At 49.0% G+C, this 17255-nt stretch carries 16 protein-coding genes and 1 pseudogene; 15 read left to right on the top strand and 2 right to left on the bottom strand.

What is annotated here, in order from left to right; genetic code table 11:
* Nucleotides 1-7: 7 nt before the first annotated feature.
* Nucleotides 8-1345: a hemolysin family protein gene (locus tag K7P76_RS28110; RefSeq protein ID WP_232189394.1), complete on the top strand. Its 1338-nt coding sequence runs from the start codon at nucleotides 8-10 to the stop codon at nucleotides 1343-1345.
* 289 nt (nucleotides 1346-1634) lie between these two features.
* Nucleotides 1635-1915 (top strand): annotated as a pseudogene (locus K7P76_RS33800) (transposase); the annotation flags it as partial.
* 350 nt (nucleotides 1916-2265) lie between these two features.
* Here K7P76_RS33800 and K7P76_RS28100 read toward each other — a convergent pair.
* Entirely contained in the window at nucleotides 2266-3429 is a 1164-nt protein-coding gene (locus K7P76_RS28100; protein ID WP_232189393.1) for an MFS transporter, read from the bottom strand.
* 32 nt (nucleotides 3430-3461) lie between these two features.
* Nucleotides 3462-4760 carry a multi antimicrobial extrusion protein MatE gene (locus K7P76_RS28095; protein WP_232189392.1) on the bottom strand — a complete coding sequence of 433 codons (1299 nt, stop codon included), beginning with the start codon at nucleotides 4758-4760 and terminating at the stop codon, nucleotides 3462-3464.
* 184 nt (nucleotides 4761-4944) lie between these two features.
* Between K7P76_RS28095 and K7P76_RS28090 the strand changes: the two genes are divergently transcribed.
* The 13 genes from K7P76_RS28090 (at nucleotide 4945) to K7P76_RS28030 (ending at nucleotide 17091) form a co-directional block, all read left to right on the top strand.
* Nucleotides 4945-5289 carry a hypothetical protein gene (locus K7P76_RS28090; protein ID WP_232189391.1) on the top strand — a complete coding sequence of 115 codons (345 nt, stop codon included), beginning with the start codon at nucleotides 4945-4947 and terminating at the stop codon, nucleotides 5287-5289.
* A gap of 22 nt (nucleotides 5290-5311) precedes the next feature.
* On the top strand, nucleotides 5312-6391 hold the full coding sequence (locus K7P76_RS28085; RefSeq protein ID WP_232189390.1) for a tetraprenyl-beta-curcumene synthase family protein: 1080 nt from the start codon (nucleotides 5312-5314) through the stop codon (nucleotides 6389-6391).
* A gap of 41 nt (nucleotides 6392-6432) precedes the next feature.
* Complete coding sequence (gene pfkA, locus K7P76_RS28080) at nucleotides 6433-7401, top strand: 6-phosphofructokinase (RefSeq protein WP_232189389.1); 969 nt, start codon at nucleotides 6433-6435, stop codon at nucleotides 7399-7401.
* A 109-nt stretch (nucleotides 7402-7510) separates the two neighbouring features.
* Complete coding sequence (locus K7P76_RS28075; protein WP_232189388.1) at nucleotides 7511-7714, top strand: DUF3906 family protein; 204 nt, start codon at nucleotides 7511-7513, stop codon at nucleotides 7712-7714.
* Between the two features lie 86 nt (nucleotides 7715-7800).
* Nucleotides 7801-8337, top strand: coding sequence for an NADPH-dependent FMN reductase (locus K7P76_RS28070; protein WP_232189387.1), 537 nt, complete (start codon nucleotides 7801-7803; stop codon nucleotides 8335-8337).
* Nucleotides 8338-8510: 173 nt separating this feature from the next.
* Nucleotides 8511-9467 (top strand): DNA-binding transcriptional repressor DeoR, encoded by a 957-nt coding sequence (deoR, locus tag K7P76_RS28065; protein WP_232189429.1) that lies wholly within the window; start codon nucleotides 8511-8513, stop codon nucleotides 9465-9467.
* A gap of 5 nt (nucleotides 9468-9472) precedes the next feature.
* Nucleotides 9473-10144 carry a deoxyribose-phosphate aldolase gene (gene deoC / locus K7P76_RS28060; RefSeq protein ID WP_232189386.1) on the top strand — a complete coding sequence of 224 codons (672 nt, stop codon included), beginning with the start codon at nucleotides 9473-9475 and terminating at the stop codon, nucleotides 10142-10144.
* A gap of 44 nt (nucleotides 10145-10188) precedes the next feature.
* Nucleotides 10189-11490: a pyrimidine-nucleoside phosphorylase gene (locus K7P76_RS28055; protein WP_232189385.1), complete on the top strand. Its 1302-nt coding sequence runs from the start codon at nucleotides 10189-10191 to the stop codon at nucleotides 11488-11490.
* Nucleotides 11491-11555: 65 nt separating this feature from the next.
* Entirely contained in the window at nucleotides 11556-12377 is an 822-nt protein-coding gene (locus K7P76_RS28050) for a purine-nucleoside phosphorylase (protein ID WP_232189384.1), read from the top strand.
* Between the two features lie 68 nt (nucleotides 12378-12445).
* A complete protein-coding gene (locus K7P76_RS28045; protein ID WP_232189383.1) occupies nucleotides 12446-13492 on the top strand; it encodes a BMP family lipoprotein in 1047 nt (348 codons plus the stop codon).
* 25 nt (nucleotides 13493-13517) lie between these two features.
* The gene (locus K7P76_RS28040; RefSeq protein ID WP_232189382.1) at nucleotides 13518-15068 is read left to right on the top strand and encodes an ABC transporter ATP-binding protein; all 1551 of its coding nucleotides are present in this window, start codon (nucleotides 13518-13520) and stop codon (nucleotides 15066-15068) included.
* Nucleotides 15052-16131: an ABC transporter permease gene (locus K7P76_RS28035; protein ID WP_232189381.1), complete on the top strand. Its 1080-nt coding sequence runs from the start codon at nucleotides 15052-15054 to the stop codon at nucleotides 16129-16131. Before K7P76_RS28040 ends, K7P76_RS28035 begins: the two co-directional genes overlap by 17 nt.
* Entirely contained in the window at nucleotides 16132-17091 is a 960-nt protein-coding gene (locus K7P76_RS28030) for an ABC transporter permease (protein WP_232189380.1), read from the top strand.
* The last annotated feature ends 164 nt before the right edge of the window (nucleotides 17092-17255 follow it).

Here is a 17255-nt window from a genome sequence, read left to right as displayed (position 1 = left end):
GGATTATTTGGACCCTGACCCCTTTCCGTTAAGCGTGGACCTGATTCTCATTTTTATTCTTGTATTTCTGAACGGCTTCTTCGTGGCCGCGGAATTCGCTATGGTCAAAGTACGCGGCTCAAGAATCGATGCATTGGTACAGGAAGGGCACAAGCGAGCGAAAGTCGCTTCCCATCTGATGGACCATCTCGATGCCTATTTGTCTGCCTGTCAGCTCGGAATTACGCTGGCTTCTCTTGGTCTTGGTTGGATCGGGGAACCGGCAATCGCCAGAATGCTCGAGCCTGCGTTCGCTTCATTGAACTTCAGCGATAGTTGGATTCATCCGTTATCGTTCGTTATCGGTTTTTCTTTCATTACGGTGCTTCATATCGTCCTGGGAGAATTGGCGCCCAAATCGGTCGCGATTCGCAAAGCCGAGACAGTTACGCTGCTAACGGCAAGACCGCTTATTTTCTTCCGTAAAATCATGAGTCCTTTCATCTGGCTGTTGAACGGTACAGCGGGTTTATTGCTTAAGCCTTTCGGCATCGATACGTCGGAAGTATCTTCATCGGCGCACACCGAAGAAGAAATCCGGATATTGGTGAAGGAAAGCCATAAGAGCGGGCTCATCGATAAGACCGAGTTGACGCTTATGGACAATATTTTCGAATTTGCGGAAACGAATGCAAGGGAAATTATGATCCCGCGAACGGAGATGAGCGTTCTATACGGCAATCTGTCGTTCGAGGAGAATAAGGCGATCGCGCTTCGCGAAATGCATACCAGGTACCCCGTTTGCGAGAAGGATAAAGACAATATCATAGGATTTGTTCATATCAAGGACTTGTTGAAAGTATCCGACAATTCTATCCTGGATATTCGTGAAGTCATGCGTCCGATGACAACGGTGCCGGAGAGTATGCCGATCAGCACGCTGCTTAAGCTCATGCAGAAGAGGAAGTCGCAAATCGCGATCCTGATCGACGAATACGGCGGAACATCAGGATTGGTTACGCTTGAGGATATCATGGAAGAAATCGTCGGAGAAATTCAAGACGAATTCGACGAGGAACGTCCGGATGTCGAGAAGCAGGATGAGAACACCTATTCAATTAACGGTATGATGCTTATCGAAGAGGTTAACAGCTTTTTCGGTCTTGCTATCTCAACGGATGATTACGATACGATCGGCGGCTGGATTTACTCTCAGATCGAGAATCCGCCGAAGAAAAGTCAATTCGTGTTATCGGATGAAGGATTTCGCTTTACGATCGAAGAAACGGACCATATGCGGATTTCCCGGATAACCGTTACCCGGTCGGATGAAACGCAGTGGGAGCCGCAAGCAGAAACTGGTTAAAGAATAAAGAGGCTGTCCCATAAGTGAAGCTGATGGGCAGCTTCTTTACTGTTTCTATCGATTATGGTTTTTGCGGGGGTGTATCTCCTTCCGGTTGCTGCTCCACCCCGCAAAGTGAAGATAAGCTTTGTAGCCAATTCCGATTACTTTGCGGGGACCCCGGGTCGGAATCGTGAAATCTGAATAGGTAAACTCGTAACAAGGAGATTTCACGATTCCAAAGGCAAACGCTGTCGCTCCTACAGGAGATACACCCCCTCTTTTTTTTATCGATTAAAGTAAAATAAGCCCATTAAAACCTTCCTGTACAAAAGCAGAAGGAAATAGAGAAGTGAAGGTAAGTCTGAAGTACATGCGTCTGAAGAAACAGTCTAGGGATAAGCTCCGAAGTGAAGAAGGATACGCCCTTTCCGTTCGGCGAATGATTGAGCCGGAAGTGTATTCGGACAAATAAAGAATAACCGAGAATCCCTGCGTTTTCTGCTTCGCGGCTTGCCAAAGGTAAGCTTAGAAGTCGGGTGGCTTTCGCTTGCCCACAATCTGCTCAAGAAATCAGCAATTGACGAATAGGGTCACAGTTCAAACCTCCTGCACCAACACTTTTTCGTTGGCTGAGTTCCAGATAATTGTTGCTTAGAAGGTCAGCGTTTGAATTGCAGGGAGTTGCTCGAAATAATCGATTAATTCCTCTGGAAATGGCCCAATTGCAGGGAGTTACTCGAAATAATCGACTAATTCCTCTGGAAATGGCCCAATTTCAGGGAGTTACTCGAAATAATCGATTAATTCCTCTAGGAAAGACCAAATTGCAGGGAGTTGCTCGAAATAATCGATTAATTCCTCTGCCATACCCACCTAAGCAACAATTGCACGGAACACAGCCTTTTCGTTTTGAGCATGATTTTCGATAAAAGTGAGATTTAAGCGGCCTGATCACGGCGTAGATGAACGAACAAGAAGCCGCAGGCACCGACTAATGCGAAAATAGCGCCGAAGCGGAATACGGTAGCAAGCCCTAGGGCGTCGTAAAGCCACCCTCCAAGCGTTCCGGCGATTAAGCCGGCAATACCGGACCAGACGACGGCGAATACGGCTTGCCCGGACGACCGGTACTCATCGGGAATCAAAGCTTGCAAGCTCCGCAATGCCGTAATATAGAAAATCGCGAACGTTATGGCGTGCATCGTCTGCAATGCAACCATCATCCAAGGCTCGGTGGCGAGACTGAGCAATCCCAAACGGATTACGTACATAAAGCTAGCAATCGCTAGCAGGGGCAATTCGCGGAAACGATGACCATACTTGGCAAGTAAGAAAAACATCGGGATTTCGCTTATGGCCGACGCGAGCGATGCGTAACCGATCGTGGAGTCGTCCGCTCCAATTTCCCGCATGGCGATCGAGAGGAAGCCTTCATTCATCCGGTGTCCGACCGAGACGACCATAATGAGCGCGAAGAAGATGACGGTTTCGCTTTTGCGAAGCAGAATCCATAAACCGCCGAATTCGAATTTTTTCAACGTTGCCTGGAAGTCTTTGATTAAGAAGGAGAAGATAAGCGACATTCCGATAGCGCAGAGCGCGAGCGTGATCGTCAAGTTTGAACCGTAAACCTTCAGCAAATATCCGAAAATAACGGCGCAAACCGCATATCCGAGAGAGCCGAACATCCGGATAGCCGGGAAGCTGATTTTCATTTGATCCGCCGCGAGCAAAGATACGCTGTCTAACATAGAGTTGACTGGCGTCTGGAACAAGTAGAACAATGCCATGATTCCGGCCATGATGGCGAATTCTTTTTGCGGCAACAGCAAAGCGAGCGCTAAGATCTGGACGCAATAGAGCAGGCTGAGAATACGGCGTAAGCTCTTGGTTCTGTCGCTCAGAATGCCTACGGCCAAATTCGAGGCGATCGAGAGGAAGGGACCTACGGAATAGATGGCGCCGATCTGCAATTTCGTAAACCCAATGCTTTCGAAATATAAGGGAAAATAAGTAATCAACAGTACCATTGTTGCATAGTTGGTGAATTGCATCATTCTTAGGATAGTAAGCTGTCCCTGCAACAATTGAGATTGTTTCATATGCGGTAATCTCCATTCTGAATGCCGGCCTGTTAATTAACTGACCGATGATTGCGTCGGAATAACCAAACAAGGGAAATCAGCTCCGCGATTAAACCTGCGGATTGCGCGAAGGAGCCTAGTACGCCGTTCCAATGCGGCAATAGCAGGACGAGAAGAACGATGGTTATGGCCGTCACTATCGCATTGCCGATTTGCGAACCGAACATCAGCTTCGTTTCCCCATGTGCCATAACTATTCCGTTTAAGGTGTCCAGCCAAGGGAAAATGAGCACGAAAGGGAAAAATCCCCGTAAAGCGTGAATGCAGGCATGAAGCAGCTCGTCTTTTACGCCGAGCACATGGAGGAACATCCAAGAGCCGATCGGCGTGAAGGCCATCAGCAGCAGAAGCAACGGCGGAATAAATCCCAGCATTAGCGTGAATTTGCGGACAATGGCGGGATCCGATTTTACGAACAGCAAAGCAATTTGATGGAAATAAGTAAAAAACCCAAGTATTAAATTCATCAGGCTCCCGGCAACCGCGAAGGAAGCGATCGCTAGCGTCCCTCTATCGGTGGTGCCTAGAAGCGCGTTCATGATCGGCAAGATCCATACGACAATGAGTGAGGAGTAGAGCAAAGGATTGTAAAACCCGAGAACTTGTTTCGGCTTGACGATCTCGCAATTTTCCATTTTTTCCGGCATGGCCTTTAGGAGCTTAGTAGCTTCAAGCCAGCTGATAGACGCTTCGATCACCATTCCGAACACGAATATGATCGAACCTTGCATCGCGCTAGTGACGCCTACGTGCAGAAAGTATTGGGACAGGAGGAACATGCCCGCTAGCCGGAAAATCATTCCGATCGTTAGCCAACGCGTTCTCATTTTATAAATTATAATGCCTTGGTACAAGCAGCGCAGACCGGAAAATACCGACAAAAACATAAGCGCGTAGAAAGTATGAACGGCCTCTCGTTCAACTAAGCGATCGGCGCCGTAAGCCCCTCCGAATATCCAATGGCCCAGCGGCGTATAGGCGACGAGCCCGCCGAATACCAAAGCAGATCCGAAGACGTAAAAACTAACACTCCTTACTGCTCTGAAGGAAATGCGGTCTCTTACGAGCGCGGAACATGTCTGCCTCAATAGTACGGCTGGTCTTTCCGTGACAACCAACAGGCTCATTCCAAGCGCGTATCCAGCTAGGATGATCTCCGGATTGTCGGACCGGGCAAGCGTTCCGTTAATGATGACATGCGAGAGATTGATTAATAGAACCGAAATGCCCATAGGAATAAAAAACAGGAAGAGCCGTCTTAAAGTGACCGGCTCGTTGGGGGTCGTCATGGTGTATCTCCTTTGAAGCGTATTGACCTGCTCGACTTGTCGAGATAGCTAGTATTATATCAGATAACAGGCGAAATTCGCGGAAGGATTTCAGACATTTATACTGGATTAAACAGTTGTGAAATGATAAATTAAAGAATGATGCTTTTTGCGAGGCTAGAGAAAGTAGATCGGGTGGCAAACGATGCGGGTAGATCAACAATGGCTTGACAGCCAATTCCAATATAGCGACAGGCATGGAATTATGATCCCTTGTCTAACTAACGATTGGGATGAGTTAAATTTGGAACATCAAACCGCAATATTGGCGAAATGGGAAATGATTCGCGGGAATATACCGGAGCATATCATCCGTTTCGAGGAGAAAATCAGAGTCAGGCAGCAGCAGTTGTTCAACGAGGACGATTTTACGGAGTCGTGTCGCATTAACGGGGACATCGCCGATTTGGCAAGCCGGATTAACGATCTTCATATTTTTTTCCGTACCCAGCAAGATTTGGACGTGGAAGCCAAAAAGCATAGCGGTTAGTGCAAAGCGGAGGACCATTCGAATGAATGACAAGCAGTTATTGTTAGGTCGATCCCCACGCGGGCCGATTACGCTGATGAGAAGGGTTTACAAATATATTTTGCCTGAGGTTAGGGCTGAACTAACGCGCTGGCGAGTAACGGCTAATGCCATTCCGGACGTTGAGCTGCGTAAGCAAGCGCTGGACAGCATGAACGCGAAGCAATTTCATTGCGAGGGCGGCGGGGTATATGCAGCCGCCAACCTAGAGCAGCGCCATGTGCTCATCCCGCTTATTGTGGCTTTGCAGACCATTAGCGACTATTTGGACAATTTGTGCGACCGTAGCACGTCTATGGATCCGGACGACTTCCGGCTGCTTCACCAGAGCATGTTGGATGCCGTTACTCCGGAAGCGCAAACCCAGAATTATTATGCGCTAAGGCAAGAGCAGGACGATGGCGGATACTTGCATGCTCTTGTCGTGCAATGCCGGGCTTCGATAGCCGAACTGCCCTCCTATGAACTTGTGCAGAAGCATGTTAGAGAATTAGTGCAGCTTTACGCGGACTTGCAAGTATATAAGCATATTGCCCACGCCGATCGCGAACAGGAACTGCTTAGCTGGTGGGAAAGTCACTCGCCCGATTATCCGCAGCTGAAGTGGAATGAATTCGCGGCCGCGACGGGGTCCACGTTAGGGATGTTTATGCTTTTCCTAGCGGCCAGCGATTCATCTCTCGATGCCGGCCAAGCCCAATCGATCAAGGAAAGTTATTTCCCTTCGATATGCGGCTTGCACATCCTGCTCGATTATTTGATCGATCAAGCGGAGGATAAAATCGGCGGCGACCTGAACTTCTGCAGCTATTACAGCGATGAGCAAATGCTGAATGACCGGATGGAGCAGATGGTACAAGCGGCTAGAAAATCCGCGGATGAGCTCCCTTTCGGACATTTTCACCGAATGATCGTCGAGGGCCTTGTTGCCCTGTATTTATCGGATCCGAAAGTTAAAGATCAACAAAACGTGCGCAAGACCGCCAAGCTTCTTATGAAGGGAAGCCCTTGGACAAGAGTGTTTTTCTGGCTAAACAGCCATTGGATCAGAAAGGCCATGTAAGGACATATAAGGGCATGGAGATACTAGGGAGGAATCGACAGATGAGTGCAGTTAAGAAGATAGCCGTTCTAACGAGCGGCGGGGATTCGCAAGGAATGAACGCGGCCGTTCGCGCCGTCGTGCGGAGCGCGTTGTACCGCGGCATTGAAGTATACGGCGTGCAGCGGGGTTATCAGGGGCTATTAAATCAAGATCTCAGACCGATGGATTTGCGAAGTGTGGGCGATATCATTCAACGCGGGGGTACGATTCTTCAGACAGCCCGTTGCAAGGAGTTCATGACGCCTGAAGGACAGCAGTGCGGAGCAGAGGTTCTTCGCGAGCATGGTATCGACGGATTGGTCGTTATCGGAGGCGACGGCTCGTATCAAGGGGCTAATAAACTAAGCAAGCTTGGAATTAAGACTATGGGATTGCCGGGAACGATCGATAACGATATTCCGTTCACCGATTTCACGATCGGTTTCGATACCGCCGTAAGCATCGTCGTCGATGCGATCAACAAGCTGCGCGATACGATGACTTCGCATGAAAGATCCTCGGTCGTGGAAGTGATGGGGCGCCATTGCGGCGATATCGCTTTGTATGCGGGATTGGCCAGCGGCGCGGAAGCGATTCTCGTCCCCGAAGTTCCGTTCGACGTGAAAGATATTTCCCTGCGGATGAAGGATAATTTCCAGAAGGGCAAACGCCACGGCATCGTCGTTGTTGCCGAAGGAGTCTGTTCCGGAGAAGAAGTAGCAAGAGGGATTACCGAGTATAGCGGGATCGAGCCTCGGGTAACGGTATTGGGTCATATTCAACGCGGAGGCACTCCTACTCATAACGATCGTATACTGGCAAGCCGGTTGGCTGATTATGCGGTTCAACGTTTGCAGGAAGGCGATTCCGGCAAAGGAATCGGCATCGTAAAGGGCGAGTTCGTCGCCACGGATATCGAGAAAGTCGTTTCCACGAAAAAAACATTTAATTTGGACTTGTACAATCTAGCTTTACGGTTATCTCAATAATACTCAAGCAACGTGAAATGGCAGGGGCTGCTCAGGAAGACCGACGGGGTCTGACTGCACAGTCCCTCTTTTTCTGAACGTCCGATTAACGATAAGAGGAGAGATGGGAATGTTTCTTTATAAATTGGAAGTACAGCTTGCGGATCGAAATATAGTCATGATCGTCATGGGGGATTCCGACGAGGAAGTCATGAACGAAGTGGAAATCCATTTGTCCAAACATTACGTCGAGCCCCCGGTCGTCCGGGAAATCGTGCTTATCGAGAAACGTCGGGCGAATAAAGGCGCAGCCTATATCATTGAAACTCATTGAATTTCAATTTCGCTTAATATTTCTTTGACATTTACACACTTTTTAAACTACTATGTATGTAAAGTGGTTCGAAGGTGGGATCTGTCATGAAAATCGCGATTGTTGCCGGTTGCAACCGAAGGAATTCTTCGAGTACAATGATGGCCAAGTTCGTAGGGGAAAGACTGAAGTCAGCCGGTCATGTCGTGAACATATGGGATTTGTACGATGAACCATTGCCCTTCTATGATCCGGACGATGAGACGGAATCGGATACCGTCACCCGATTGGCGCAAATGGTTGCGGAAGCGGATGCGGTAGTTCTCTCAACGCCGGAATATCACGGGAGCGTGTCCGGCGTGCTTAAGAATGCTCTGGATTACTTAGGCAGCGAACATTTCGATGGGAAAATGGTGCTCTGCATCAGTTCGGCAGGCGGGTCGGTCGGCGTTAGTTCGCTTCAGCATATGCAAGTTATCGTCCGTAACTTGCATGGGATCAGCTGTCCCGAATGGATTTCCATCGGGGGGGATCAGCGGCGTTTCGATGAGCAGGGAGAACCGGCGCATGCGGCCGTTCGTGCTCGCGTGGATCGCGTATTAATGACTTTCGTAAGTTTGGCGGGGAAAATGCGTATAACATGATGAATAACGACAGAAGGGCAAAGCTGGCGCTGGATAATAGCGTCAGCTTTTTGCATGCAATTTGTTCTAGCGCGAAAGCCTAATATCCATTATAATAGCCAGTGAGAGAACATAATTTCATCTGATTTGAACAGAATTTCAAAAAAAAGCACTTTGAAAGCGTGTGACTTTTGTTGGAAAACGACAAAATCAAAAAAGTAATCGAAGCTGCCAAGCTTTATTATCAGCTGGACTACAGTCAGAATCAAATTGCCGAAACTTTAGGCGTGTCTAGGCCGACCGTATCTCGGCTTCTTCAGCAGGCGAAGGCGGAAGGTATTGTTACGATAGAAATTAAAGACCCGACGGAAGATGTCGAAGTATTAAAAAGCTTGCTTAAAGACAGGTTTCAGTTGCAGAACGTCGTTGTCGCTTTTACGCCTACCTACGAGGAAAGCGTAGTGAAGAAATATATTGGACAAGCCGCGGCTTCCTATGTGAACGATTTAGTTAAAGACGGAGATACGATTGGCGCTTCATGGGGTTCGACTATGTATCAGGTGGCATTGCATCTGAAGGCGAAATCGCTGGTCAACTCCTTTGTCGTTCAATTAAATGGCGGCGTTAGCGATGCGGACGTGCTTATTTCCCCTTCTGAAATCGTTCATCTGTTCGGCAAAGCATTTAATGTCACGCCGTATTTCATGTATTTGCCGGCAATAGTAGATCATATTCTTGTTAAGCAGTCGATGCTCACGGATCGCCATATACGGAGAGTAATGGACATGGGTAAACATGCCAATATCGCCGTCTTCACCGCAGGATCGCCAACGCCCGATTCCGTTCTGATCAATTCTAATTATTTTCGCGAGGATGAGCTTGAGATTATTAAAAATAAGGCGGTTGGCGACATTTGCTCGCGTTACTTCGACTGCAATGGCGATATTTGTTTGCCAAGCTTGGATGAACGTACGGTGGGCATCGAGCTTGCGGATTTACGTCTGAAAGAGCATTCCATCCTAGTCGCTGGCGGGCCTTCGAAAGTAAATGCCATATTCGGCGCATTAAAGGGGAAGTATGGAAACACGTTGGTTACGGACCAGATTACGGCTAAAGCCTTATTGGACAAATTGAATCTACAGGAGAAATGACAACTATGACACCTGAACAAATTGCTGGGATGATCGACCACACCTTGTTAAGCGCGGTAAGTTCAGAATCGGAAGTCATGCGGATTTGCGGTGAAGCGAAACAATACGGATTTGCAACGGTATGCGTAAATCCCTATTGGGTGCCATTGGCATCGCGCGAACTGGCGGGAAGCAAAGTCGGGATAACGACGGTCATCGGATTTCCTCTCGGGGCGAGCAGAACGGAAATCAAATCCGCGGAAGCAACGGATGCCATCATGGCAGGGGCTACCGAAATCGATATGGTCCTGAATTTGGGAGCATTGAAATCCGGACACTTGGATGCAGCGAAAAGGGATATCGAAGAAGTCGTGAAGGCTTGCAAGGGGAAAGCCGTGGTTAAAGTCATCATCGAAACCTGTTACTTGACGGACGAGGAGAAAAAGCAAGCTGCCTTATTGACTAAAGAAGCGGGAGCGGATTTCGTCAAAACTTCGACAGGCTTCGGCACTGGCGGAGCGACAGTGGAAGATATCGCATTGATCCGTCATGTGGTCGGTCCCGATATGGGAATTAAAGCATCCGGCGGCGTAAGGGACCTGGATATTGCACGGAAGTTGATCCAAGCGGGAGCGACTAGGCTAGGTGCCAGCTCTTCCATCGCAATCGTTACGGGCGGAGTCGGACAAGGTTACTAATCGAATACGAATCGCGAGTGAATTAGCAAGGAGGCATAGCATTCATGAGAACCGTCGATTTAATTACGAAAAAACGCGATGGCGGCGAGTTGACCGAAAACGAGATCAACAGCCTCATCGGTGGATATACGGATGGATCCATTCCCGATTATCAAATGTCGGCGATGGCGATGGCGATTTTCTTTCGCGGAATGACGCCGACGGAACGAGCTAATTTGACGATGGCGATGGTCCATTCCGGTGAAACGATCGATTTGTCGGAAATATCGGGAATTAAAGTGGACAAGCATAGCACGGGCGGTGTTGGAGATACGACTACGCTGGTACTCGCACCGCTTGTAGCCTCGATAGGCGTTCCTGTCGCCAAGATGTCTGGACGGGGCCTTGGACATACCGGCGGAACAATCGACAAGTTGGAATCCGTTCCTGGATTTCATGTCGAAATCGATAACGAAACCTTCATAGAGTTGGTCAATCGGAACGGCCTCGCGGTTATCGGCCAGAGCGATAATCTGACACCTGCTGACAAGAAATTATATGGGCTTCGGGACGTTACAGGAACAGTAAATTCCATTCCTTTAATCGCCAGCTCCATTATGAGCAAGAAGATTGCGTCCGGAGCCGATGCTATCGTGTTAGACGTGAAAACAGGCGATGGCGCCTTTATGAAAGAGATGGCCGAGGCAGAAGACTTGGCTTCCTGCATGGTAGATATCGGAAACCGGGTGGGCCGCAGAACCGTTGCCGTCCTGTCCGATATGAGCCAGCCGCTTGGCAACGCGATCGGCAACGCCCTTGAGGTAAAGGAAGCCATAGATACGCTAAGGGGAGTTGGACCGCAGGATTTGACAGAGCTGTGCTTGACACTTGGGAGTCATATGGCGGTTCTGGCGGGGGTTGCATCTAGCAAGGAAGAGGCTCGAGCGCTCTTGGAACAATCGATAGCGGATGGATCGGCATTAGAGAAGTTTAAGACGTTTCTAGCCGCGCAGGGCGGCGATGCCTCGGTCGTAGATGAGCCGGAGCGGTTGCCAACCGCTAAGTTTCGTTTCGAAGTTCCTTCTAAAGAAGCGGGTTTCGTCGCGACTATCGCGGCCGAGAATATGGGGCTTGCAGCGATGCTGCTTGGCGCGGGACGCGCGACGAAGGAATCGAAGATCGATTTGGCCGTCGGAATCGTACTGCACAAGAAAATCGGCGACTCCGTGCGTATCGGTGAGTCTCTCGCCACGATTCATGCCAACAATGAAGCTATCCAAGATGTGTTGGTTAAAATTTACGAGTCGATTCGAATTCAACAACAAATGGTCGCTCCGCCTCCATTGGTCGTCGGAGAAGTGAAATAGAAGTTGGACCAGATAGACAAGCAATTGGCAATAAAGGGGTATACTTTAAAGGGGGGTGAATTGAAATGGGCCAGTTGCTTCAAACCATGGAAGAGGCGAAAACCTATATTCAGTCACGGATTACGGTTCGACCGCAAATCGGTCTGATCTTGGGCTCAGGTTTGGGCGAGCTTGCGGATGACATTCAAGAGGCCGTCCGGATTCCTTACGAGTCGATCCCTCATTTCCCGGTATCAACGGTTGAGGGTCATGCAGGGCAACTCGTGACGGGCCGCTTGAATAACAAAGAGGTTGTCGCGATGCAAGGGCGGTTTCATTATTACGAAGGTTATTCCATGCAGGAGGTAACATTCCCCGTACGTGTTATGAAAGCGTTAGGGGTAGACTGCCTGTTTGTTACCAATGCATGCGGCGGCATGAATCCGGCATTCAAGGCCGGAGACTTAATGCTTATTCAAGATCATTTGAATATGACGGGAGCCAATCCGCTAATTGGGGCGAACGAGCCAGCACTGGGACCGAGATTTCCGGACATGAGCCGAGCATACACACCAGAATTGCTCGTTCTAGTCCGAGAGACGGCGCAATCGCTTGGCATTCACATTCAGCAAGGCGTTTATGCGGGGATTACCGGCCCTACTTATATGACCCCGGCAGAGCTGACGATGTTACGCAAGCTCGGCGGCGATGCAGTTGGAATGTCGACTGTCCCGGAAGTCATTGTAGCCAGTCACATGGCAATGAAAGTAATCGGCATTTCCTGCGTGACCGATATGGCGATTGGAGAGCAATTAGAGCCATTAAGCCATGAGCAAGTCATCGAAGTAGCGAATCGTACAAAACCGGTGTTTATCTCGCTCGTGAAAGAGATCGTCTCGCGATTGTAACGGACGATCATTACGATTGGTTTCATGAAAGATATCCATATACCATCATTCAGAAGGAGCGTAAAAAAATGAAAAAGTCGGCAAAGATTTTTACGGGGATTATGCTGTTGGCTTCACTTACTTTGACAGCATGCGGAGCGAAAAACAATAACACGGGTGGGGCTAGTCCTAGCGAAAGCGCATCAGGCGATACTAGCGGCAAAGATTTTAAGTTTGCAATGGTTACGGACGTTGGCGGCGTAAACGACAAGTCGTTTAACCAAAGCGCATGGGAAGGCCTGCAGCATCTGGAGAAAGATACCGGAACGAAAGTGAAATACCTGGAAAGCAAAGAAGCCACGAACTACTTGACGAACATCAACCAATTCGTGCGCGATAAATACAACCTGACTTGGGGTATCGGTTTCTTGATGGGCGATGCGGTTAAAGAAGCTGCAGCCAAAAACCCGGACGCTAAGCTGGCTATCATCGACAACGTCGTGGAAGCCCCGAACGTTGCCTCCATTACTTTTGCCGAGAACGAAGGTTCCTATCTAGTAGGCGTTGTTGCGGGATTGACGACGAAAACGAACAAAATCGGTTTCGTAGGCGGAATCGATATTCCCGTTATCAAACGCTTTGAGCTTGGATTCGTAGCGGGCGTAAAAGCCGTTAACCCGGATGCTAAAGTCATCATCAACTATACCGGTGCTTTCGACAAAGCTGATTTGGGCAAAGCTGCAGCCGCTTCGATCTACAACGATGGCGCGGACATCATTTTCCACGCAGCGGGCGGAACGGGTAACGGAGTATTCAACGAAGCCAAAGAACGTCTTAAAGCAGGCAAAAAAGTATGGGTTATCGGCGTAGATAAAGACCAATCTCTCGAGTTCGGCGACGAAGTTACGCTTACTTCCATGCTGAAACGCGTAGACGAAGCGGTATATCGCGTTTCGAAAGAAATGATCGATGGTAAATTCCCTGCAGGCGTTATAACGACCCTTGGCCTGAAAGAAAATGCCGTAGGTTTGCCGGAAACTTCTACCAAAAACGTTTCCAAAGAAATCTTGGATAAAGTGGAAGAATACAAAGCCAAGATCATTAGCGGAGAAATCAAAGTACCGACTGCCCAATAATCAATAAACGATAAAGGGTGCTACTATGGATAAGGCGAGAACAGTCGTAGAAATGCGGAATATTACGAAGCGTTTCCCCGGCATCGTCGCTAACGACAGTGTCAATTTCAAGCTGAGCCAGGGCGAGATTCATGCCCTGCTCGGCGAGAATGGCGCTGGCAAATCGACGCTGATGAACATATTGTTCGGACTGTATCAGCCTGAAGAAGGGGAAATCTTCGTAAATGAGCAGGAGGTCGTCATCGACGGCCCCAACAAAGCGATCAAACTCGGTATCGGGATGGTGCATCAGCATTTTAAGCTGGTGCACCCTTTTACCGTGACGGAAAATATCATTCTTGGAAGCGAGCCTAAGTTAGGTTTCGCCGTAAATTACAAACAAGCCCACAAAGAAGTGGAAAGATTATCTAAGCAATACGGACTTAACGTTGATCCCTATGCCAAAATCGATGAAATATCGGTAGGCATGCAGCAGAGGGTCGAAATATTGAAGACGCTGTACCGCGGAGCGGACATCCTTATTTTCGATGAGCCGACGGCTGTATTAACCCCGCAAGAAATTAGTGAATTGCTGGAAATCATGCGTAATCTGGTTAGTCAGGGGAAATCGATCGTTTTAATTACACACAAACTTAAGGAAATTATGGCCATCGCCGATACAGTCACGATAGTGCGCCGCGGTAAAGTCATTGACAGCTTGCCGGTTGCCGGAACGAATCCGAATCAATTAGCCGAAAAAATGGTCGGTCGTGAAGTGTCGCTTAAGCTTGATAAAAAAAATGCGGTATTAGGCGAGCCCGCATTGGAAGTAGACCGTTTGGTCGTAAAGGGCCGCCAAGGATTGAATGCGCTTAACGAAACGTCATTCGTGCTGAAACGAGGAGAAATTCTCGGCATAGCCGGAGTAGAAGGCAACGGCCAAAGCGAGCTTATTGAAGCTTTAACAGGACTCCGACCTGTTTCCAGCGGCTCGATTAAAATAAGCAACATGGAAATTGCAGGTGCGACGCCTAGGACGATATCCGAAGCAGGCATTTCGCTTATTCCCGAAGATCGGCATAAGCATGGCCTTGTGCTCGATTTCCCTGTTCGCGAGAACATGGTATTGGAAACGTATTATACTCCGCAGTTTAATAAACGCGGCTTTATGGATTTCGATGCGATCGATAAACATGCGGAGCGTTTAGTAAAAGAGTTCGACGTACGGACTCCGAGCATTATGACGGAGGCAAGGGCGCTATCGGGCGGCAATCAACAAAAAGCGATTATTGCCAGGGAAGTGGACAAAAACCCCGACGTGCTGATCGCGGCGCAGCCTACCCGCGGATTGGACGTTGGAGCCATCGAGTTCATCCACAAAAGACTCGTTGAGCAGCGCAACATGGGAAAAGCGGTACTGCTTATCTCTTATGAGCTCGAAGAAATCCTTCAGCTTTCGGATCGCATTGCGGTTATTTATGAAGGACGCATCGTCGGAGAAGTGAATCCCGCGGAAACGAACGATCAGGAGTTAGGCCTGATGATGACCAACTACAAACAGTCGCAAGGAGGCCCGAGCAGTGAACAAACTGATTAAAGCGATCACTGGAGGTTCCGCGATTGTCCCAATCGTAGCCATCATTCTAGGACTGTTGGTCGGAGCGATCATTATGCTGATTGGCGGATATGATCCGATCTTGGCGTACCGTTCTTTGATTAATAAAGTATTCGGCAACCCCTACGATTTCGGGGAAACGTTGACAGCGATAACACCGCTTATTTTTACGGGATTGTCTGTCGCCTTCGCCTTCCGGACGGGTTTGTTCAACATTGGCGCTGAAGGACAATACATCATGGGAATGACAGGCGCGACCATCATTGGGGTGTCAGTCCATTTGCCATGGTATATTCATGCTCCATTGGCCGTTATCGTAGGGGCGTTGTTCGGCGGTTTCTGGGGGATGATTGCCGGTTACTTGAAGGCAGCCAGAGGCGTGAACGAAGTCATAACGACGATCATGCTGAACTGGATTGCGCTGCATCTGGCCAATTATATCGTTAATGATTATCTCCTTGAACCAGGTAAAGGTCGGTCGTATATGATCGATGAATCCGCTTCGGTAACGATTGGATGGCTTTCCCGGCTGCTTGAAGATGCGCGTATGCATTGGGGAATGTTAATTGCCTTGCTCGCAGTCGTATTCTTCTACGTATTCCTTTGGAGAACGAAGCAAGGGTATGAGCTAAGGGTAGTCGGACATAATCCAGACGCGGCGAAGTATGCAGGCATAAACGTTAACCGGGGCGTAGTGAAAGCCATGTTCATTTCCGGAGTGCTTGCCGGATTAGCCGGCGTTTTCCAAGTTCTCGGAGTTTTCCTAAATCAAGCCGTATCGGCGAGTCATACGGGTCATGGATTCGACGGTATAGCAGTCGCCCTGCTCGGAGGAAATAACCCGGTTGGCGTTCTGCTTGGAGCAATCCTGTTCGGGTCGCTTTCTTACGGTGCGGCAGGGATGAGCTTCGGAGCCGACGTTCCGCCGGAAATCATCCGGATTGTTATCGGAACCGTCATTTTCTTCGTTGCGGCGCCAGGGATTATTCGCTGGATTATCAAGCGGCGGCTTCCCGGCAAGAAAAGCAAAGGAGAGGTGATTTAGATGGATCTGGCGACGATCGGAAATATGCTAAACACCGCTTTTGTGTTTTCGACTGCGTTAATATTAGCCTCTCTAGGCGGAATATTATCGGAACGATCCGGTATCGTTAATATCGGGCTCGAGGGACTGATGACCGCCGGCGCGTTCGCAGCCGCAGTGTCCGCTTACCATGCTCAAGAAGCGGGATTCGGAAGTGCATCCCCGTGGATCGGGCTTGGCGCGGGTGCATTGTTCGGGGTGTTGTTTGCCTTGATTCACGCCGTGGCTACGATAAGCTTCCGGGCGGATCAAGTCGTCAGCGGAATTGTCATCAACTTTATTGCTGCGGGCTCTACATTGTACTTGGTTAAGCTGTTGTTCGAAGGGGCAGGAGAAACTTCGCTGGTGAATGAAGTATTCCACAAGATCCAGATACCGGTGTTATCGGACATACCCGTTCTCGGGGAAGGGCTATTTACGGCTTATCCAACTACCTATTTAGCCTTAATACTCGTAGCGGTAATTTATTATACGCTATACAAAACACCATTCGGACTGCGTCTTAGGGCGGTCGGAGAACATCCTAGCGCGGCCGATACGGTTGGGATTAAAGTGTTGAGAATGCGTTATACCGCTGTTTTGCTGAGCGGTGTGCTAGCAGGTCTCGGCGGAGCAACGATTGCATTGACGACAACGGGAACGTTTTCGCACAATACGATCTCGGGCCAAGGCTTCATTGCCCTTGCCGCTGTCATCTTCGGCAAATGGAATCCGCTAGGCGCTTTAGGCGCGGCTCTTTTCTTTGGCTTCGCGCAATCGATCAATAACGTGCTGCAACTGTTCGACTTCTCGTCGCATGTCCCTTCCGAGTTCATCTACATGCTTCCGTATGTGCTGACAATTCTCGTTCTTGTCGGCGCGGTGGGCCGCTCCAAAGCTCCCGGAGCGCTTGGCGAACCGTATTTCCAGGGTAAAAGGTAAAGAGAATAACTAGATTTTTGCAAAGAGGCTATCCCATAAGTGACCTTGTGGATAGCCTCTTTGCTATTTCTAATATGCAGAAACGAGCTTCGCTCCCCAAATAGCAAAAGTGGCTAAGCAAGTCATAAACCTGCGCAGCCACTTTGGCGATTCGATTTATAATT

It is taken from the genome of Cohnella silvisoli (genome assembly GCF_021190915.1).
Lineage (GTDB): Bacteria > Bacillota > Bacilli > Paenibacillales > Paenibacillaceae > Cohnella > Cohnella silvisoli.
The sequence above is the reverse complement of the archived record's forward strand: the minus strand, read 5'-3'. Positions and strand labels throughout refer to the sequence as shown.